Annotated in this window: 18 protein-coding genes; 11 read left to right on the forward strand and 7 right to left on the reverse strand. The window is 63.8% G+C overall.

The window, feature by feature from the left end:
* Positions 1-8: 8 nt before the first annotated feature.
* Both AC56PL_RS04505 and AC56PL_RS04510 read right to left on the reverse strand, forming a co-directional pair.
* Complete coding sequence (locus tag AC56PL_RS04505; protein WP_495515187.1) at positions 9-752, reverse strand: DJ-1/PfpI family protein; 744 nt, start codon at positions 750-752, stop codon at positions 9-11.
* 1 nt (position 753) lies between these two features.
* Positions 754-1,755, reverse strand: coding sequence for a GlxA family transcriptional regulator (locus AC56PL_RS04510; RefSeq protein WP_497153112.1), 1,002 nt, complete (start codon positions 1,753-1,755; stop codon positions 754-756).
* A gap of 224 nt (positions 1,756-1,979) precedes the next feature.
* Here AC56PL_RS04510 and AC56PL_RS04515 point away from each other — a divergent pair, with 224 nt between their 5' ends.
* The 10 genes from AC56PL_RS04515 (at position 1,980) to AC56PL_RS04560 (ending at position 13,499) form a co-directional block, all read left to right on the forward strand.
* Positions 1,980-2,678, forward strand: coding sequence for an alpha/beta hydrolase (locus AC56PL_RS04515; RefSeq protein ID WP_497153113.1), 699 nt, complete (start codon positions 1,980-1,982; stop codon positions 2,676-2,678).
* 44 nt (positions 2,679-2,722) lie between these two features.
* Complete coding sequence (locus AC56PL_RS04520) at positions 2,723-4,087, forward strand: aminotransferase class I/II-fold pyridoxal phosphate-dependent enzyme (RefSeq protein ID WP_497153114.1); 1,365 nt, start codon at positions 2,723-2,725, stop codon at positions 4,085-4,087.
* A 149-nt stretch (positions 4,088-4,236) separates the two neighbouring features.
* Complete coding sequence (locus AC56PL_RS04525; protein ID WP_497153115.1) at positions 4,237-5,619, forward strand: LLM class flavin-dependent oxidoreductase; 1,383 nt, start codon at positions 4,237-4,239, stop codon at positions 5,617-5,619.
* Between the two features lie 35 nt (positions 5,620-5,654).
* Positions 5,655-7,184: an ABC transporter substrate-binding protein gene (locus AC56PL_RS04530; RefSeq protein WP_495515192.1), complete on the forward strand. Its 1,530-nt coding sequence runs from the start codon at positions 5,655-5,657 to the stop codon at positions 7,182-7,184.
* On the forward strand, positions 7,181-8,206 hold the full coding sequence (locus AC56PL_RS04535; RefSeq protein ID WP_495515193.1) for an ABC transporter permease subunit: 1,026 nt from the start codon (positions 7,181-7,183) through the stop codon (positions 8,204-8,206). Before AC56PL_RS04530 ends, AC56PL_RS04535 begins: the two co-directional genes overlap by 4 nt.
* A 7-nt stretch (positions 8,207-8,213) precedes the next feature.
* A complete protein-coding gene (locus AC56PL_RS04540) occupies positions 8,214-9,074 on the forward strand; it encodes an ABC transporter permease (protein WP_497153116.1) in 861 nt (286 codons plus the stop codon).
* Positions 9,064-9,930 (forward strand): ABC transporter ATP-binding protein, encoded by an 867-nt coding sequence (locus tag AC56PL_RS04545; RefSeq protein ID WP_497153117.1) that lies wholly within the window; start codon positions 9,064-9,066, stop codon positions 9,928-9,930. The genes AC56PL_RS04540 and AC56PL_RS04545 overlap by 11 nt, the downstream gene beginning before the upstream one ends.
* Positions 9,920-10,768 carry an ABC transporter ATP-binding protein gene (locus tag AC56PL_RS04550; protein ID WP_497153118.1) on the forward strand — a complete coding sequence of 283 codons (849 nt, stop codon included), beginning with the start codon at positions 9,920-9,922 and terminating at the stop codon, positions 10,766-10,768. The genes AC56PL_RS04545 and AC56PL_RS04550 overlap by 11 nt, the downstream gene beginning before the upstream one ends.
* A complete protein-coding gene (locus AC56PL_RS04555; RefSeq protein ID WP_497153119.1) occupies positions 10,765-12,075 on the forward strand; it encodes an NtaA/DmoA family FMN-dependent monooxygenase in 1,311 nt (436 codons plus the stop codon). The genes AC56PL_RS04550 and AC56PL_RS04555 overlap by 4 nt, the downstream gene beginning before the upstream one ends.
* Positions 12,076-12,155: 80 nt before the next feature.
* Positions 12,156-13,499, forward strand: coding sequence for a WS/DGAT/MGAT family O-acyltransferase (locus AC56PL_RS04560; RefSeq protein WP_497153120.1), 1,344 nt, complete (start codon positions 12,156-12,158; stop codon positions 13,497-13,499).
* Here AC56PL_RS04560 and AC56PL_RS04565 read toward each other — a convergent pair.
* Together AC56PL_RS04565 and AC56PL_RS04570 are read right to left on the reverse strand one after the other, a co-directional pair.
* Positions 13,496-14,251, reverse strand: coding sequence for a hypothetical protein (locus tag AC56PL_RS04565; protein ID WP_495515199.1), 756 nt, complete (start codon positions 14,249-14,251; stop codon positions 13,496-13,498). The two genes, AC56PL_RS04560 and AC56PL_RS04565, sit on opposite strands and share 4 nt — an antisense overlap.
* Before the next feature lie 57 nt (positions 14,252-14,308).
* The gene (locus AC56PL_RS04570) at positions 14,309-14,893 is read right to left on the reverse strand and encodes an HhH-GPD-type base excision DNA repair protein (protein ID WP_495515200.1); all 585 of its coding nucleotides are present in this window, start codon (positions 14,891-14,893) and stop codon (positions 14,309-14,311) included.
* Between the two features lie 299 nt (positions 14,894-15,192).
* On the opposite strand from AC56PL_RS04570, the gene AC56PL_RS04575 reads away from it, so the two are divergent.
* The gene (locus AC56PL_RS04575) at positions 15,193-16,665 is read left to right on the forward strand and encodes a sugar porter family MFS transporter (protein WP_495515201.1); all 1,473 of its coding nucleotides are present in this window, start codon (positions 15,193-15,195) and stop codon (positions 16,663-16,665) included.
* Positions 16,666-16,682: 17 nt separating this feature from the next.
* Here the strand turns inward: AC56PL_RS04575 and AC56PL_RS04580 are convergent, their stop codons facing one another.
* Genes AC56PL_RS04580 through AC56PL_RS04590 form a run of 3 tightly spaced genes read right to left on the reverse strand, consistent with a single transcriptional unit; the run spans position 16,683 to position 19,529 of the window.
* The gene (locus AC56PL_RS04580; RefSeq protein ID WP_497153121.1) at positions 16,683-17,402 is read right to left on the reverse strand and encodes a lysoplasmalogenase family protein; all 720 of its coding nucleotides are present in this window, start codon (positions 17,400-17,402) and stop codon (positions 16,683-16,685) included.
* 8 nt (positions 17,403-17,410) lie between these two features.
* Positions 17,411-18,595 carry a lipase family protein gene (locus tag AC56PL_RS04585; RefSeq protein ID WP_497153122.1) on the reverse strand — a complete coding sequence of 395 codons (1,185 nt, stop codon included), beginning with the start codon at positions 18,593-18,595 and terminating at the stop codon, positions 17,411-17,413.
* 34 nt (positions 18,596-18,629) lie between these two features.
* Positions 18,630-19,529: a hypothetical protein gene (locus tag AC56PL_RS04590; protein WP_497153123.1), complete on the reverse strand. Its 900-nt coding sequence runs from the start codon at positions 19,527-19,529 to the stop codon at positions 18,630-18,632.
* Between the last annotated feature and the right edge of the window lie 106 nt (positions 19,530-19,635).

The following is a 19,635-nucleotide window of genomic DNA, read 5'->3' on the forward strand; positions in this document are numbered from 1 at the left end:
GGATCGTTTCACGTGGAGCGGATTCTCGGGCGGCCGGATCTGGGAGCGCGTGCCTTCGCGAGCGCTTGCGTCCAGGCGAGCTTGGTCAATGCGGACAGATGCGCGGGGTTGATCGTCTCCCTGGCGAGCAGGCTCATGGCGAGCGCCCGGGCGGAAGTCGATGCCTTGCTGAAATGCCCGGCATCAAAAGGTGGCTGCGGATCGTATTCGATCGCCAGTTGAATCGCCTCGGCCCGCGTTGTCCCGCTGACCTTTTCCGCTATGGAGAATGCCAGATCGATCCCCGCCGAGACGCCCGCGCTGGAGACCACCCGCTCGGTGAACACAATGCGTTGATCCGCGACCGGTGTCACACCGAACAAGCGGAGCGAGGGCAGCGCCTGCCAATGACTGGTGGCACGCTGACCCTTCAAGATCCCGGCCGCCGCCAGGATTACGGAACCGGCACAGACCGAGGCCGTCCACGTCGTGGATTCATGTGCCCGCCCGAGCCATTCGAGCAGCACTCCATCCCCGGCATGGATTCCCACCGACGAACTACCGCCCGGCACCACAACGATGTCAGGCGAGGGTGTTTCGTCCAAGGTGTGGGTGGCGCCGAGGATCGCGATTCCGGAGTCGGCCGCGATGGGCCCCGTTTCGTGCCACACGAACCTGATGTCGGCAGCGGGCAGGAATCGGAGCACCTCGTAGGGCCCGATCACGTCGAGTGCGGTGAATCCGGGGTACAGGACGATTGCAATCTGGGTCATGTCAGCCCTTCGGTGGGTTCAGGTCGTGCGCAGTCGATTCCGGGGCATGCGAGAAGGATTGGCGATACGTTTCGGGTGGTATGCCGAGGTTTCGCAGAAATGCACGCCGCATCACCTCGGCGGAACGGAAGCCACATCGTGCGGCGATGGAAGCGTGGGTGTCGCCCGACGCTTCGAGATGCGTTCGGGCGACGTCCACGCGAATCTTCTCGACGTACCGGCCCGGTGGAGTGCCTACCTCGGAAGTGAACAACCGGGTGAAGTGCCGCTCGCTCATCCCGGCGCGGTGGGCGAGGTCGGGCACACCCCACGACTGGGAGGGATCGGCCTCAATGCACTCCTGCGTGTTGCGAATAGGTGTTGATCGTGCCCGCGGCGTCCACACCGGTGGCGCGAATTGCGATTGAAACCCGGATCTGCGGCGGTACAACACGAGCCACTGGGCCACCGACTGTGCGATGTCCTGGCCGTGGTCGTCTTCCACCAGCGCAAGCGAGAGATCGATACCCGATGTCACACCGGCCGAGGTCCAGATCCGGTCCGAGCTGCGACGAAAGATCGCCGCGGGATCGACCGTGACGTTCGGATATCGCAGCCCCAGTTCGTCGGCCAGTGCCCAGTGCGTGGTGGCTACCAGTCCGTCGAGCAGACCTGCTTCGGCTGCGAGGAAGGCCCCGGTGCACACAGTGGCGACACGTGTCGACCCAAAGCGTCTGTCGCGCAGCCATTTCGCGCAGGATGGTCCGGTACTGTGGTCGATGGCCCCGATCCCGCCGGGGATGATCAGCGTGTGAATGTGAGGACCCGGTTCCGGTAGCGGCACGGTGTGAAACGTGAGCGATCCGCCGGTCCGAATCGGTCGGCCGGTCGGGGAGGCCACGACGACGTCATACCCTTCGGATGCCGGGAGCAGGAGTGTGGCGGTGTCGAAGACCTCTGCAGGGCCGACCAGGTCGAGTGCTTGGACACCCTCATACGCGAGCACGACGACTGTTCTGGTCACCGGTACAGCATCTTCCAACGTGCTGTCGGCGTCCAGGACGTGGATCCCACGATTTCAGACAAGTCCGCAACGCGGCGGCACCGAATATGTTCCGAACAAATGGTCAAGGAAAGGTCCGATGTGCGAGTTTTGTTCGGCCTGAGCCTTAATCTTGTTCACCATGCCCGGCCGCGAGATGGTTGCCTGACAACCCCGTGCGGGGAAAATCTCGGGTTAGGACATCTGTGAGCATCGAGTGGTTGGAACCGGAAGCAACTGTGCGTGGTTCGGTGATCGTCATCGCCGGACGCGGTGAACATGCCGGGGTGTACGGACGTTTTGCTCGACGTATCGCAATCGACGGGTACCGGGTATCAGTGGTGGACGGCGACCTCGACGCGAGCTTTCGCGCGACTGCCGACGCGGATGCTTCGTTACCGATTGTCGTGGTGGGATCCGACTCCGGCGCCACAGAGGCTCTGGCAGTCGCAGCAGCAACACCCGGCGTCACCGGTGTGGTTGTTGCCGGACTTCTCGTGGACTCGGCAGTGACGCCGTCCGTGGACTGGGCGGAGGAACTCGAGATCAGGACGGCATGCCCGGTCCATCGAGGCGTACTCGGCTCGGCCGACGGTCTCGATCGGGGAGCTCTTGAAGACGCGGCGACGATCGTGACGCACGAGTCTCTTTCCGCAACATCGGTTCCTGTCTTGATCGTGCACGGCTCTGCCGATGTGATCAGTCCGGCTGATGAGGTACAACGGTTGGCCCAGTCCCTGCCCAACGCGCGCCTGGTGATCGTCAACGACGGCCGGCACGACATCCTCAACGACGTTGCCCACCGATCTGTGGCGGCCGAGATCGTGCAGTTCCTCGAACGGCTCCGCCTGCCTGGTGCGCCTGACATCATCGATCGCGTTCGGGCCGGTGTGCTCGCCGGATAGCCGTGGTCGTCCGAGCTGCAGCGCAGCAATCGAAGGGAACGGCGATGCCGGCGGCGCTTGAATCCGAAGTGATTGCTGCAGAATGGCTGAGCGGCCGAATCTCCGGTCGCACGAACAACCTCGCCGATGCGATTGCCGATCTGATCAGGTCGGGCGAGATCTCGGTCGGAGACCGTCTACCAACGGTCCGCTCGCTTGCGAAGACGACCGAGTTGACCGTCGGCGCTATCGTCCAGGCGTGGGCGCAACTGCAAGACCAGGGATTTGTGCAGACCCGCCGGCGTGGGGGGACCGTGGTCCTCCCGCCGCGAGACAGCGTGCCCGAGAGGGGAATCGCCGACTGGCGCGGAGTCGATCTCGCGCAGAACGCACCCGACCTGGCCCTACAGCCGTCGTTGGCGGATGCGCTGATGTCCAGTCTCGGGGCGGAGACCCTGAATGTGTTCGGCCGCGAACTGATGACCCGACGGTTGCAACGGGCGGTCGAGCAAAGCTGGCCGTTCGAACCGCAGTCATGGGCGACTGCGGGCGGTGGTACCGAGGCGTTGTTACTCGCGCTCGAGGCAGCGGCCCCGCCCGGGTCGACGATTGCCGTGGACGAACCGCTCGGACCCGGCGTGCTGGACACGATTCGGGATCTAGGTCTGCATGCGATCGGTGTCGGTGCGGACGCAGACGGTCCGTGTCCCGATCAACTGGATGCGGCCTTGGCGGCCGGCGCAGTGGCATTTGTCTTCCAGCCGGGCGCCCCGTTTGCCGTCGATCACGTCGTCACGAACGAACGCACCGAGGAACTCGCGCAGGTTCTTGCTGCCCACCCCAGGGCCTGGGTTATCGAGGATGATTCGATAGGACCGCTGAGGTCGGGTGAGCTGCCGACGATGGGCGCTGCGCTACCGGACCGGGTCGTGCGGATTCGCAGCTACTGCAAGGCCTACGGAATCGACGTTCGCACTTCGGTTTTGGGGGGATCTCGAGAACTGATCGAGGCGGCGATGAGGCTGCGCAGCCACGGCGTCGGATCGAACAGTCGCATTCTGCAGGACACACTGGCGTATCTGATCGACAGCGACGACGCCGAACGCGCTGTCCGCGTGGCCCAGGAGAGATACGCCGCGCGCCGCGCCGCGCTGATCGCCCAGCTGGTGGCCCGTGGCATCGACGCGCGTGCGGGAACGCACGGTCTGGTTGTGTGGGTGACGGTGTCGGATGAGACTGCTGCGCTGGTTGCCCTTGCGCGCCAAGGAATCTCGGTCGGAGCAGGATCACGCTCGTTCGTCGAATCAGCAAACCGCGAACTGCTGCGGATTTCGGCGACCCAATTGCCTGACGACGCCGAGGGAATCGGCCAGCTCGCAGACCTCGTCGCCAGCGCGGTTGTCGAGTCGACACGCGAGTTCTTTGACTGACGAACTATGTTCTGGCGCTGCGCCGCAACAAAGAAATATGTTTCGAACCTCGGAGAATCTAAACCTCTGCACCCGTTCTTTTGTTTCATACACTTCGAGGCAACACGGGCGAGCCACTCCGCCAACGGCATTCACATAAGGAGCATTTCATGACCAAGCGGCAACTCAAGCTGGGGGCGGTACTGACCCCGACCGGTGGTCCAGGTCATCCTTATTCATGGCTCGACCCGGAGATCCCCGGCGACGCAAGTGTCGATATCGACTGGTACATCAAATATGCGCGCATCGCCGAGGACGCAAAGTTCGATCTCGTATTCATCGTCGACAGCCAGTACATCACCCCGGATTCGCCTCCGCACTACCTCAACCGGCTGGAGCCGCTGACCCTTTTGTCGGCACTGGCGGTGGCAACAAAGAACATCGGCCTCGTCGGAACGCTGACAACCTCATTCAATCAGCCTTTCAACGTTGCCCGTCGTTTCGCGTCGCTTGACCTCATCAGTCGAGGTCGGGCCGGCTGGAACGTCGTCACGAGCGGGGATGCGGGAACCGCCGGAAACTACAGCCTCGAAGAGCATTACGACTACGCCACGAGATACGGTCGCGGACTGGAGCATGTCGAGGTCGTCAAGGCGCTGTGGGATTCCTACGAGGACGATGCGTTCCCGCGTGACAAGGAGTCCAGGCGATTCCTCGATCCGAGCAAGCTGCACACCCTGGATCATCGTGGTGAGTACTTCTCTGTCGTCGGTCCGCTCAACATCGAGCGTTCCAGGCAGGGGCAACCGGTGATCTTCCAGGCGGGGGACTCCGAGCAGGGCCGTGATCTGGGCGCGCGGATCGCAGATGGAATCTTCACGCATGCGCCGAGTTTCGAAGCCGGCGCCGCGTTCTACGCGGACATCAAAGGCCGGGCCACGGCATTGGGACGTTCAGCCGACGACATCGTGATCCTGCCCGGCGTATCGGTGACCGTCGGTGACACCGATGAGGATGCGCGTGAGATCGAACGCGCGGAGCAATTGGCGGACAACAACTTCGACAAGTCGCTCAACGAGCTCGGCCGGCCATTCGGATGGCACGACTTCCGCCAGTATGACCTCGATGCTCCGTTCCCCACCGAAGCGCTGAAGTTTGCCGAGCGCAGCTTCTACACCAACGCCAAGAAGATCACCGACCTGGCCGTCGAGCGTGGACTGACGTTGCGACAGACAGTTGAGGCACTGAGTTCACCGAAGCTCTCACCCTTCACCGGCAGCGCCGAGACCATCGCGAACGAATTGCAACGGTGGCTTGATGGCAGGGCACTCGACGGCATCAACATCCACATCGGGCATCCCGCGCAGTTCCGCCGGTTCGTCGACGAGGTACTGCCGATCCTGCGAGAGCGCGGTGTCGTCCGGGAGGAATACGAAGGAAAAACGTTGCGCGACAACCTCGGCTTGCGCTTCGTCGAGAATCGTCACACCACAGCTGCGCGTGACGGGATTGCTCCCGCACCACTTCCCGGTGTTTTCTCCGCCAGCCTCTGACACATCCCACCCAATTTCTTCAACAGGAGTATCCAGTGAGCAGGAAGAGTCGGCGCAGTGCCGGCACCGCAGTACTCGGGTTGATCGTCGCGCTGATAGCGACCGCCTGCGGTGGTGGAACCAGCGCCAGCACAGGCAGTTCCGAGGTCAAATGGGCGTTCAGCCTCCCTACGTCGTGGGATCCGGTGACGAGCCGAACCGGTAACGACATCAACACCATCAGCCTCGCCTACGCATCGCTGACGCGCGTGGACAAAGACGGGAAGGTGGAGCCGTCGCTGGCGCAGAGCTGGAAGTATGACGACACCGGAACCGCGGTGACGTTCACGCTTCGGGACGGACTGACATTCACCGATGGCACTGCGCTGGACGCCACTGCTGTCAAGGCATTCTTCGACCGCGGTAAGACACAGGAGGATTCGTTCCTCAAAGATCAGCTCGCCGGCGTCACCGAGGTGGTTGCCGACAGCCCGACCGAAGTGACCCTGAAGCTGTCACAGCCCGACTACCAGATCCCTTACCTCGTGGCGGGCCGCACGGGGGCGATCTCGAGTCCCGCGGCGGCGTCTGACACACAGAAACTGAGCGTCTGGCCGGTCGGTGCAGGCCCGTTCAAGATCACCGACTTCGTGGCCGAAGATCACGCGTACTTCGAGAAGAACCCCGACTACTGGGACGCCGAGAACATCCACATCGACAACTTCCAGCTCAGTGTCGCCCCCGACCCGGCGACACTCGTCGCGGCCGTTCAGTCGGGCTCGATCGACTTCGCGACATTGCCTGCGCTGCAGGCCAAGCAGGCGGAGGCATCCGGCCTCACCGTAACCGTAGAGCCGTCACTGGCCGCGAACAATGCGTCGATCAACCTGAACAAGGCGCCGTTCGACAATCCGAAGGTCGTAGAGGCTTTTCGGTACGCGTTCGACCGGCAGGCCTTTGTCGACGTGATCACCGCCGGGCTCGGTAGCGTCACCAGTCAGCCGTTCCCCGAGGGCAATCCGGCTTTCAATCCCGAGGTCGAAAAGCTGTGGAGCTACGATCCCGAACGCACCAAGCGGCTCCTGCAGGAAGCCGGTTACGGCCCGGGTGAGTTGTCGCTGACCATCACCGCCCAGTCGGTTGCCACCAACCGTGCGGAACTCGCTCAGGCGCAGCTGAAGAAGGTCGGTGTGGAATCAACCATCGCGGTGGTACCCCCGGGCTCCTCCACGTGGCAGAGCGAGGTCTACATCGCCAAGAATCCACAGTTGGCAACCGACGGCACGATCGGTCGTGAATCGCCGGTTCAGAACCTGCTCGCAACGTACGGCAGCGAGGGAATCATGAACCTGAGTGGACCGCATGCGTCACCGGAGTTCGTCGCAGCCCTCGATGCCGTGCGTGCGACACCGATCGAAGATCCTCAGTACCAGGCACGTCTGTGGGCTGCGGTGAAGGCCGGCGTGCTGCAGTCGCCGAGTAACTACCTGTTCAGCAACCCCTGGATCATCGTCTCGGATCCGGCGCTGAAGAACCTCAACATCCTTCCGTCTCAGATTCGTTGGGAAGGCGTCACGGTCTCATGACCTCGACCGCGATCGGATCCGGCCACACCGGGAGCGCCTTCGCCCTCCCGGGGTGGCCGGGCGCGGTGCGTTCGGTGCTGCGAGTGGTGTTCGGCACGGTGTTGATCGTCGTCCCGGTCTTTTTGTTCTCGACTCTCATCACGTTCTTGCTCGGTGCCGCCAGCGACATGAACCCGGCTGCCGGAATCGCGGGTGACGCAGCCACACCCGAGACCATCGCCAGGATCAACGCGGAGTTCGGCTTGGACAAACCGCTCTGGCAGCAGTACGTCGACTGGATGTCGAGCATGCTCACCGGAGATCTGGGCGTGTCGTGGTTCAACAAGATCCCCGTCAGTGAGTTGATCGGGCAGAGGCTGGCCGTCAGCGCATCGATCGCCGGTCTGGCGTTGGTGATCGGCCTCGTATTCGGGATCGGCCTGGGTCTGCTCGCCGCGGTGTATCGGGGGAGCGTTTTCGATCGTCTGGTCACCGCGTACACCTCGGTGGTCTCGACCCTCCCACCGTTCGTCATCTCGATCGGTCTGATCTTGGTCTTCAGCGTCTGGCTGGGCTGGTTGCCATCCGCCGGATACGTTCCACTGGAGGAAGATCCCGGCCGCTGGCTGATGTTGATCACCATGCCTGCGGTGGCGCTGAGCATGGACGTGGTCGCCGATATCGCTCGGCAACTGCGCACCGGACTGGTCGCGGAGCTGGAGCAGGATTACGTCGTCGGGGCTGTGGTGCGTGGAATCAGTCCGACGCGCATTCTCTTTGTTCACGCTCTGCGCAACGGCGCAGGCCCGGCCCTGGCCATCCTGGGAATGAAGATCCCCACACTCATCGGTGGCGCGGTCGTGATGGAGACCATGTTCTCGATGCCCGGATTCGGGCGGCTGGCAGCAGATTCTGCACTACGGGGTGACGTACCGATCGTGCAGGGTGCGCTCGTCGTCGCCATCGTCTTCGTCCTGGTGTGCAACCTCGTTGTCAACATCGTGCTGGGCACCCTTGCTCCGGCAGCCAAGCGACGGGAGTGAAAACGTCATGTTCACACTGATTTTGCGGTATCGGTCTGCGCAGTTGGCGATGGCAGTCCTCGGAGTCATCGTGCTGCTTGCGGTCTTCGGTCCCATGCTGGCCCCGTTCGATCCGCTGGAGCAAGAGAGCAGCGCCATTCTCGCCGGCCCGAGTTCGCAGCACTGGCTCGGTACGGACAGTGTCGGTCGCGACGTTTTCAGCCGAGTGCTCGCCGGATCGACTGTCTCCGTGCTGTCTGCCCTGCAGTCCGTTCTCGTAGGGTTCCTCCTCGGGGTGATCCCCGGGTTTCTCTCCGTGTACCTCGGCCGTGGCGTGGAATGGTTCACCCTTCGGCTGATGGATGCACTCATCACGTTGCCCTTCCTGGTCTTTGCAGTGGCGATGACAGCGCTGCTCGGGAACGGTCTGACACAGGCAATGTTCGCTGTCGGCATCCTGATCGCGCCGGCGTTCTACCGCGTCACGCGAGCGGCGGCGCTGACGGTCGCGAACTCTCAGTACGTCGAGGCGGCCGCGTTGATGGGGGCGACCACTCGATGGATCGTGCTGCGCCATGCGGTGAAGAAAGTGCTACCGGCAGTGGGCGTTACGTTCGCAACGATGACCGGCACCAGCCTTGTGATCGTCGCGTCACTGACCTTCCTCGGCATCGGGGTGGTGCCGCCGGATCCCACCTGGGGAGGACTGCTCGCAGACGGCCTGCAGTACCTGTACCAGTCACCTTGGGCTCCGGTGGTCCCGGCGCTGTTGATCGTCGTGACGGTCTGGGCACTCAACGCCATCGCCGATGCTCTACGCGACGCGACCAGCACGTCGCGTCGGCGACGTACCAACGACAAGCAGGAGTTGACCTCAGATGTCTTCTGAAACAATAGATGTCGCCAAAACCCGTGCGACCACCCCGAGTGGGCCGGTGCTGACGGTGACCGATCTGCATATCGCGCTGGGAGACGGCACCGAGCTGGTCCGCGGGGTCGACTTCGTGTTGAACCGCGGCGGCGCCCTCGGCATCGTCGGGGAGTCGGGCAGCGGAAAGTCGTTGACCTGCAGGGCGATTCTCGGAATCCTGCCCAACGGGGTCGAGGCCACAACGGGTTCGATCGAATTCGACGGTATCGAACTCAGAACCCTTGGTGCCAACGCCTGGCGACCGCTGCGAGGTACCCGGATCTCGGCGGTGTTCCAGGACCCGGCGGCGTACCTGAATCCGTCCATTCGAGTCGGGGAACAACTGGCCGAAGCACTGCGGTCCACGGTGGGATTCTCGCGCGCCGCGGCCAAGGCCCGTGCGGTGGAACTGTTCGCAAAGATGGGGTTGCGCGATCCGGCCTCGGTGTACCGCCAGTACCCGTACGAACTGTCGGGCGGGATGCTGCAACGGGTGGTGATCGCCATCGCGGTCTCCGCGGAACCGGAACTGCTCATCGCCGACGAAGCGACCACGGCCCTTGACGTCACCGTGCAGGCCGTCGTTCTGGACCTGGTCGACGACCTGCGCCTCGAGCTGGGTCTGGCTCTGGTCCTGGTGTCACACGACCTCGCCGTCGTGGCGCAGGTCTGCGATGACGTGATCGTCATGCGAGATGGCTTGGTCGTGGAAGCCGGACCGGCGGAACGACTGCTGAAAGAGCCTCGGCACGATTACACCAGGCAGCTCGTCGAAAACCACCGCGACTACGGTCTCGAGGCGATTCTGGAGAAGGAGATTGCCGGTGTCGGATAACGCGCCGCTGCTGCGGCTGCAGGATGTTCACGTCGAGCGGGGGAGCCGGAGAGCGCGAAAGCAAATTCTCCACGGTGTCGATCTGCATATCGATGCGGGCGAGAAAGTCGGATTGATCGGCGAAAGCGGTTCCGGCAAAACCACATTGGCGCGCACCGTCCTCGGTCTGATCACGCCGACCACCGGGTCGATCGAACTCGACGGCAGGCGCATCGACGGACTGGGCAAAGCCGACCTGCGGAAACACCGGCTGGGCGGTGCCGTGCAGTACGTGTTCCAGGACCCGCTGCTCAGCCTCGATCCCGAGATCGAAGTGGGCGTTTCCATCGGCGAAGGACTGGCGGTTCGCGGCACCTATGACCGCACCGAGATCAGCAAGCGCGTCGACGAGGTACTGGACAGCGTCGGCCTCGATCGGAGCTTTGCGACGCGGGTACCGGCGGAACTGTCGGGCGGGCAACGCCAACGTGTCGCGATCGCGCGGGCGATCATCCTCGACCCATCGCTGCTGCTGCTCGACGAACCGGTCAGCGCTTTGGACTCGGTGCACCGGATCCAGATACTGAAGCTCCTCGACGAACTGGGGCGGGCCCGCAACCTCGCGCAACTCTTCATCTCTCACGACCTCGGAGCGGTCGCGGCGCTCGTCGACCGGATTGCCGTCATGTACCAGGGCAGGATCGTCGAACTCGGCGAGACCGCACGGGTGATCAAGGATCCCCGGCACCCGTATACCGCGTTGCTGATCGGTTCGGCACCGACGTTGTCCGGCGGAACCGTCAGTCGTGAGCGCCGTCGCGAACTCCGTCGCGCACTGGCCGAGGAGACCGCTGCATGACAGACCGTCATCTGGTACTCGGTGCCGTCCTGATCGGCGCGGGCGACGCAGGCGCGCAATTGTGGCGGCATCCCGACGTCCCGACCACGGCGAGTATCGACATCGACTGGTACGTCAAGCAGGCAAGGGAGGCCGAGGACGCGCATTTCGACTTCGTTTTCGTGGTCGACAGCCAGTACATCGACGCCGGCTTCCCGCCACACCACCTCAATCGGCTGGAACCGCTCACTCTGCTGTCTGCCGTTGCGATCTCCACTGAGCGAATCGGACTGGTCGCCACGGTCAGCACCACCTACAGCGAGCCGTGGGACATCGCCCGACGCGTGGCGTCGCTTGATCTGATCAGCCGTGGCCGGGCAGCGTGGAATATCGTCACCAGCCAAGATCCCGGGACCGCAGGCAACTTCAGTCGAACTGAGCACGGGGACTACGCGACCCGGTATCGGCGTGCAGGCGAGAGTGTCGAAGTGGTGAAGGGCCTGTGGGACTCCTACGAGGATCACGCGTTCTCAACCGACAAGTCAGCTGAGCGGTTTCTGGAACCGGACAAGCAGCACAGGCTCGATCACGTAGGTGAGTTCTTCTCGGTGACCGGCCCGCTGAACATCCAGCGCTCGAGTCAGGGCCAGCCAGTCCTCATTCAGGCGGGCACCTCTGATGACGGCAGGAATCTCAGTGCCGAGGTGGCCGAGATCGTATTCAGTTTCGAACCGAGCGAAGACGCGGCGGCACAACTCAAGTCCGACATCCTCACGCGGTCCGAGAAGTACGGAAGAGATCCGGACGACCTGTTGTTCGTGCCAGGGCTCAGTGTCATCATTCGCGACACAGACGAGCAAGCACGGCACGCTCTCGCCGCCGCGCACGACAGTTACCCGATCGAACGGCTCCTGTCCCAGGTCAAGCGGATCTTCGGTGGCCGTGGTTTCGCGGACTACGACCTGGATGAGCCGTTCCCGGATGTCGACCCCACCACGCCCGAATCCTTGGCCGGGGCGGTGTCGTTGGCCCAGCGGGCCCGCGACAATGGTTGGACGTTGCGGCAGACCCTGCGCAGCCTGATCGACCACTGGGCACGATTCGTCGGGTCACCCGTGACCGTGGCAGGCGAAATAGAGCGCTGGTATCGCAGTGGTGCCGTCGACGGATTCAATCTGTTCGTGCAGGATCCGCTGGACTGGTACCGATTTCGGACCGAGGTCGTACCGATTCTTGTCGAGCGTGGTGTTGCCCGCGGAGCCTATTCCGCCGACACACTCCGGGGTCATCTGGGACTCAAGGCCCCGGACAATCGGCACACCCGCTGATGGCATCGGTTTGTCAGGTCTCCGGACCGGGGAGCGCGGAACCTCGTGTGCGTGCCTCACGGCTTGGGTAGGTTCTCCTCATGGAGCGAATGGCGCCGGTCGACGCCCAGATGTACTGGATGTCGGACAAGATCCCCAACGACCAGTTCCTGCTCTATGCCTTTGATGGTGTGCCGCGCCAGATCGATGTCGCGATCGACGGTGTCCTCGACCGTGCGCGGGCGACAACCGATCTGGGTCTGCGGATTGCCGACGTCGATTGCGCTCTCGACTACCCGTACTGGATCCGCCGCGGCGTCGACCGCGACCAGATCGTGGTGCACGCCGAAGGGTCCACCGAGTGGTCCGATTGTCTGCGTGTCGTGGCGGGACTGGCCGATGACCAGCTCGACGCACGGGAGTGCACCTGGCGACTGCATCTGTTCGAAGCCGTCGAAAGGGTGCCGAACTGTGGCCTCGCGGCCACTGTGGCAGTGCTGCAGGTGAGCCACGCGCTGGCCGACGGCCGACGCTCATCGGACCTGGCGCGCGCGGTCTTTGCGCCGCAGGATCCCGGCGAATCGGTCACCGCCGAGGTGGATTCGCCCTATTCGGTGGTGCATGCTGCCGCGCTGGCGGCCGTGCGCCTACCCCAACAGATCGGAGCGCTGGGCCTGCGGGCGGTGGAGGCCACCCGCACCCATCGCCGGCTGGTCGACGACGTGGCCGCCGGGGTGGTGCCTGCGCCATCGGAAGGTCGACCGCTGCTGTCGACCAACACCCGTCCGGAAGGCGACCGGACGATCCGAACTTTGGTGCTGCGCCGCGACGACTTCCCAGGGCCGACGGTGACCATCAGTGCGCTTACCGCGATCTCGCTGGCGCTGTCCGATCACCTGCGTTCGATCGGGGAGGATCCGACCACCCTCGGTGCCGAGGTGACGATGGAGAAGTTCGGGAAACCGATGGCACGTAACCACTTTCGCAACGTCGGTATCGGATTGTTCTCGGGGACGGCCGCGCTGGATGATCGGACGGCGCATATTGCGCAGGCGCTGGGGGAGCGGCAACTGCGCAACAGCCATCCGGCGCTGCGGGCCTCCGACGAGGCCTTCGCGGCGATCCCGGCGCCCCTACTGCGTTGGGGTGTGGCGCAATTCGATCCGACGGTAATTCCGAAAACGGTCAATGGCAACACCGTGGTGTCGAGTGTGAATCGGGGCGGCGCCGATCTGAGATTCGGGGAGAGACCGGTCGTGTTCACCGCAGGCTACCCGGCCCTCTCGCCGGTGATGAGTGTCACGCACGGTGTGCACGGCATCGGCGACGCAGTTGCGATCAGCGTCCATGCCGCTGCGTCGGCGATGGACGACATCGACAGCTACATGGATATGTTGCAGGCCTCGATCGCCTGGAACCAGATCGTCAGGGCTTCTGGCCGCTAGTGCCGCGTGTCGCGCTCTTCATGGCCGTTCTTGCTGCGCACCAACCGTTTCGGCAACCGTCCGACGAGTTCTCCGAGCGGTGCGACGGCCTCGTTGAGCGCCTCGGCGGCAGTATTGAGTTCGAGCACCGTCTCCTGAAGGCTCGCGATACTCGGGGGCAGCTGCGCCAGCATCTCGACGAGTTCGGACAAGCGGTCGATGGGGCCGCCCGGGGCGATCGCCCGTTCCAGGGCGCCACCCTCGCCGACGAGTTGTTCCAGCAGGCCCTCTTCGACGGTCAGCCGATCGAGGAAACCTTCGTCCTCGGAGATCCGGTCGAGTAGACCGCCCTCTTTGGTGAGTTTGGCGAGCACTCCGTCCTCGGACAGCAGGCGATCCACCGGACCGCCCCGGGACAGCAACCGGTCGAGTGGGCCGCCGGCCTCGGTCATCTGATCGAGCACTCCATCGTCGGCGAGGACGCGTTCGACCAGGCCGTCCTCGGCGAGCAGTCGGTCGAGTGGGCCGCCGCGCGAGAGTATTCGTCCGAGTGAGCGGTCTTCTTCGAGTAGTTCACCGAGTTGGTTGAGCAGCTGCAACGGACTGCGAAACGCAGGTGTGGCCCGCATGCCCATCGTGACGGCGATTTCGTGGTGTGCGTTCTCCACGGCGATCCGGCTGAGCGCAACGGTGGCTTCGACGGCGCTGAGCGCGGCGCCTGCCACCGCAAACCCCAACCGCGTCGGGATCTCGATCACCAATCTGGCATCCATGACTTCACCCTAGGGGGTTGGCGTAACTCGCGGACACATTCACCGTCTTGGCCCGGCTCAGCCGGTCTTGGCCGCCTTCGCTGCAGCTTTCGCCTGCTTCTTGAACTCCCGGACTTCCTGCAGGCTGACATTGTCGACGACGTCGGCTACCGATCGGCGTTCGCCGTCGTTGCCGTAATCCCCGGCAGCTTGGCGCCAGCCCTCCGGTTGCACACCCACCTGCTTGCCGAGCAGTGCCAGGAAGATGCGTGCTTTCATGTCGCCCCAGCCAGGTAGGGATTTGAGGCGTTTGAGCACCGTCTTGCCGTCCGGATCACCCTCTGTCCAGATGGCCGAAGGGTTGCCGTCGTAGTTGTCGACGATGAAAACCGCGAGATCATGGATGCGCTTCGCCATCGAACCGGGGAAGCGGTGGATGGCCGGGGTCTGCGAGCACAGAGCCACGAACTCATCCGGATCGGAGGCGGCGATCTTCTGCAGATCGAAGCCGTCCATCCGCTCGGCGATTTTCTGCGGGCCCTTGAATGCCGCTTCCATCGGGAACTGCTGATCCAGGGTCATACCGACAACCAGCGCGAAGTCGTCGACGGACAGGAGCTTGTCGGCTTCTGGTTCTTGCGCGATACAGATGTGGCGGGTCATGCGGACCTCCGGTGGCCGGGAAAATGCTGCCGGTCCAGCTTATCGGCAGTGCCGCGAGGGGCCCAGAGCGTCCCGGCGAACTGGTTGAATGCAGAAGAGTCAGGTCAATCCGCAGTGCTCGGTCGTGCTCCGGACCGGCGACCCTCTGACACTCGGGTCGTCGGTCGGTGGTGATCGAGCCAGAGATGGATTGTCTTCTACCGACTTACGGACTCGTAGTGGAGTGAGGGCGTAACGTCAGCTGGTGGCGAAACCTGTCAGGGCTGACAGCCTCCGCCCGGAAGGTAGGTGTGATTCCTATGTCCACTGGTGCTGCGAAGGACCCCACGTCGGCGGCGGCCGGAGAAGCCCACGTGGCCAAGGTCATCGGGGTCACCGTGGCCGCTGCAGTGGGTGGTTTTCTTTTCGGCTTCGACAGCTCTGTGGTCAACGGCGCCGTCAACTCCATCCGCGATCAGTTCGAGCTGAATCACTTCATGCAGGGTTTCGCGGTCGCGATCGCGCTGCTCGGATGTGCCCTCGGTGCCTGGTTCGCGGGTCGGCTGGCAGACATCTGGGGTCGCAAGAAAGTGATGTTGCTTGGCTCGGCGTTGTTCATCGCGTCGGCGATCGGCACCGGTCTGGCGTTTGCGGTCCTAGACCTGTTGTTCTGGCGTGTGATCGGCGGCCTCGGGATCGGTATCGCGTCGGTGATCGCCCCGGCGTATATCGCGGAGATCGCCCCGGCCCGTTACCGCGGTGCACTCGGATCACTGCAGCAGTTGGCCATCACCATGGGCATTTTTGTTGCCCTGCTCTCGGACGCACTGATCGCCGACAGCGCAGGCAATGCCTCCAACGATTTCTGGTTGGGTCTCGAGGCCTGGCGATGGATGTTCATCGTCGGCGTGATCCCGGCACTGGTCTACGGGCTGCTGGCGCTCCTCATCCCGGAGTCACCGCGCTATCTGGTGGGTAGCAATCTCGATGAAGAGGCCGCGCGCATTTTGACCGAAGTGACGGGGGAGGCCGATCCACTGGCCCGAGTCAAAGAGATCCGGTTGACCCTCAAACGCGAATCTGCGGTGTCCATCAAGGACATTCGTGGCCCGTCGTTCGGCCTGCATCCGCTGGTGTGGGTGGGTATCTGGATTGCTGTGCTGCAGCAGTTCGTCGGGATCAACGCAATCTTCTATTACTCCACCACGCTGTGGCAGTCGGTCGGATTCAGCGAAAGCGAATCGTTCCGGACCTCGGTCATCACGGCCGTGATCAACGTGGTGATGACCTTCGTTGCGATCATGTTCGTCGACCGGATCGGCAGGCGACAGCTGTTGCTGATCGGCTCTGTGGGCATGTTCATCGGACTCGTGATGGCGTGTGTCGCGTTCACGCAGCAGGTCGGGTCCGGTGACGACATCTCGCTGCCTGACCCGTGGGGTGTGGTCGCACTCATCGGTGCCAACCTGTTCGTGGTCGCATTCGCGGCCACCTGGGGCCCGGTGATGTGGGTGATGCTCGGAGAGATGTTCCCCAACCGCATCCGCGGGGTGGCATTGGGTGTGTGCACGGGCGTGAACTGGCTTGCCAACTTCACCATCTCGCTGCTCTTCCCCGAACTCAACAGCGTGCTGGGACTGGCATGGATCTACGGATTCTTTGCATTCTGCGCGTTCGCTTCTTGGTTCTATGTGCACAGCAAGGTGCCCGAGACCAAGGGTATGGAGCTCGAAGACATGGATTCACTCGGAGAGGTGGAGGCGGCTATCAAGAGGCAGAAGAAGGCACATTAGCGCGCCCCGGCGTGAGTTCACCTGGCGGCGTGGGCGCGTCGGCTGACGCTGTCCAGGCCGTCCAGAAGCAACATCTGCGCCACGAAGTATGTCGAGAGAACCAAGGCCTCACCGGCCGCGCGGAGACCGTCCCTGTTGCGCAGCAGGTATCGACGATTCATCAGGATCGCATCGGAAGCCATGAACGTGATTCCGCCGACGACCAGTCGGCGGGTGGGGTCATTCGAGTCCCCGCCGGTGAGTACCGGATCGCCTGCGGTCGCCGCCATGGTCGCCAACGTCGCGCCGTATGTTCCCAAAACCGGGAGCAGGCGGGGGGAGTTGAGGACCAGCAGGGCGGTGACCTCATTCATCAGCCCGAAGCGCGCGAGCAGTCGGCGTTTATCCGGCCGGGCTCCGTGTCGCGTCAGCACACCGAGATAGGACAAATGCGCGAGCCCGAACATTGTTGCACCGGTTTGGATCTGCCGATCCTTCTCGGGGCCGGTTGCGAACTCCTCGCGGTACATGAAGTAATCGCCCGCGGCCGACGCGGCGATCGCAGCGGTCAACAGTGCATTGTCGACCCCGGACCGCGCACGTGCACCGCGCGCGACACCCACGGCCAGTGCGGCCAGGGCAGCGGGCTTGGCGACGGCCACACCCGGCCGCCACCCCGCGGCGCCGGCGGCCGAAACCGCCAGCGTCGCAGCGGCGAACACTTTTCGCTCCGGGAGCTCCCAGGCCGGTAGACGCATCTGCGTGTCTACCGGGCGAACAGTGAGGTCACAAAAGCGGAAGCGTCAGGCAATGCTGCCGCGGCCGTTCCCTGTCCGTCCACCGGGTAGGTACGGATGGTTGTCGACTGGCTAGACGTCTCGACCCGGCCCAGGAATTCCAGGGTGTACGGCAGGATCACCTGGGTATCGAGCAGGCCCTGGCCGAAGAACACCGGCTTGACGTACCCGGTGTCGGGCACTCCGAGGTAGGCCTCGACGATGGGACGAAGATTCGGGACCGACAGCACCGGCCGGCTGAACAGCTCGTTCAAACTTGTTGCCGCAACAGCCCGTTGCAGCTCGGCCGAACACATCGTCACAGCCTTGTCGGCCAGCGACTTGCCCTCTGCGGTCAGGTACGAGTCGAGGTTCAGCTCGGGATGCGACCCGCGGATACCGGCGATGGCATACAGCACCTCGGCGGTCAGGTCGGAAGGCAGTGGCACCGGGATGAATTCGGGGCCTGCGTTGAGCACGAGTTCGCCGAGGTTGGCCGGAACACTGGTGACCGTTGCGCCGCGGAAGTCCAGTTCCGGGCCCTGGATCTGCGTTGCGCTGCGGGCCGTGGCCAGCGCAGCTGTTGCGCCGCTGCCGTTCCCGTTCACAACCCACTGATCCGAGAGGTCTCCAGTGATGTCGTGGGCGGCCTTCACGGCATCAACGATGTTGTGGGCCTTGATGGTTGTCTGGAGGTCGGGGAGTGCGCCCTCGACGCCGAGACCGGCGTAGTCGGAGGCGACAACCGCATAGCCCTTCTGCAGCCATGGCGTGATGTCGTTCCAGTTGGCGGCCGATTCGGTTTTGCCCGACCACGACGGTGCGCACTTGTCGGCCAATCCGACGGTGTCATGGGCCCAGGCCACCACCGGCCAGCCACCCTCGGGTGCTTCTCCGCGAGGGAGATAGACAGCGGCACTGCTCAACTCGGTGCGGTCGGTGGCGGCATTCGTCCAATAGGTGAAGCGGTCGGCGGATCCCGCGCCGGTCACCCAACGATCGTCGGGCAGGCCGATGTTGGCAAACACCTTGCCTGCTGTTCCGCCCGTCGGGACCGGGTCTGCGGTGGCGATACCGGCGGCGCCGAGGCCGCCAGCGACCACCGCGGCAAGTGCGGTGGCGGTGAGGCTGCGGGTGCCGATCCGGCGTAGTGCTTGCTTGTGAACACTCTTCATGACTACTTCTCCTACCAAGGTCCGCGTACGCGGACTAAACCTGCGTGATCCCGATCATCGGGAGGAAGAAACAACTGCGGCCACCGTTCTGCACGGTGCCGAATACGGCGGAAAGCACGGTGCCGTTGCCGGTCTGGACCGGTGCCAGCCGTGACCCGGGCAGGCTCATGGCCTTTGCCGCAGGGTTGATGACAGCGCGGACCGTTGCTTCTTCGCCGGGGGTCAGGCTGCGGACCTTCTTCACCTGTTCGATCAGTTTGTCGACGATCGTGGTGCCCACCGGGGCCATGTCCTCGAACCCGCCCTGGAGCGTGTTGACGTTGAACCAGGCGACCTGCATGCCGGTGGCTTCGCCGTCGGCGGTGATCCCGGACGGGAAGAAGCCGAACAGCGTTTCACCGTCGTCGACGATGTTGGGTGAGAAGGTCGCGGGAAGCAGGTTCTTGAACAGGTCCGGGATCTTCACTCCGGGGATGACGTATGGGCCGGGCGCGGCGCCGCCGACGGCAGGCACCAGTCCGAATGGGTTGTCCTCGGTCGCCTCGACACAGTTGAAGGCGACGGTCGGGTTGATGAAGGATTGGATGCCCAGTTTGCGCAAAGCCTCATCAGCCGCTGCCAGTGAGCCGACGAGGTCGGTGGCGTCTGCGGCCGGCGTCGCTGTGATCTCGGCGGCCGGTGTGGACTCGATCTGCGCGGTGCCTCCCAAGAGTGCCTTTGCGGCAGCCAGGGCGGCGGGGTCGCCTGCAGACTTTCCGAGCTCGGCGATCGCGGCCTTCAATGCGTCGTCACCCGGGGCCTGCTTCGGTGCGGTCAGTGTCACCGAGTCGGGTGCGACCGGTTCCGCGATGGCAATGGCCGGGGACAGCAGGGCGGCAGAGGCCACCACCGCCAGTGTGGCGGCGCTGCGGCGAATCATCGTTGAGCTGGGCATGGATCTCCTTGGACAGACGCGGGGTCGCACCTGTTACGTCTGTGACAGGTGTGACCAATGGTGCTCTTGTTACACAAGACCACGGTGTGGGAGCTCTGTGCAAGTT

It is taken from the genome of Williamsia sp. Y721 (assembly GCF_059683565.1).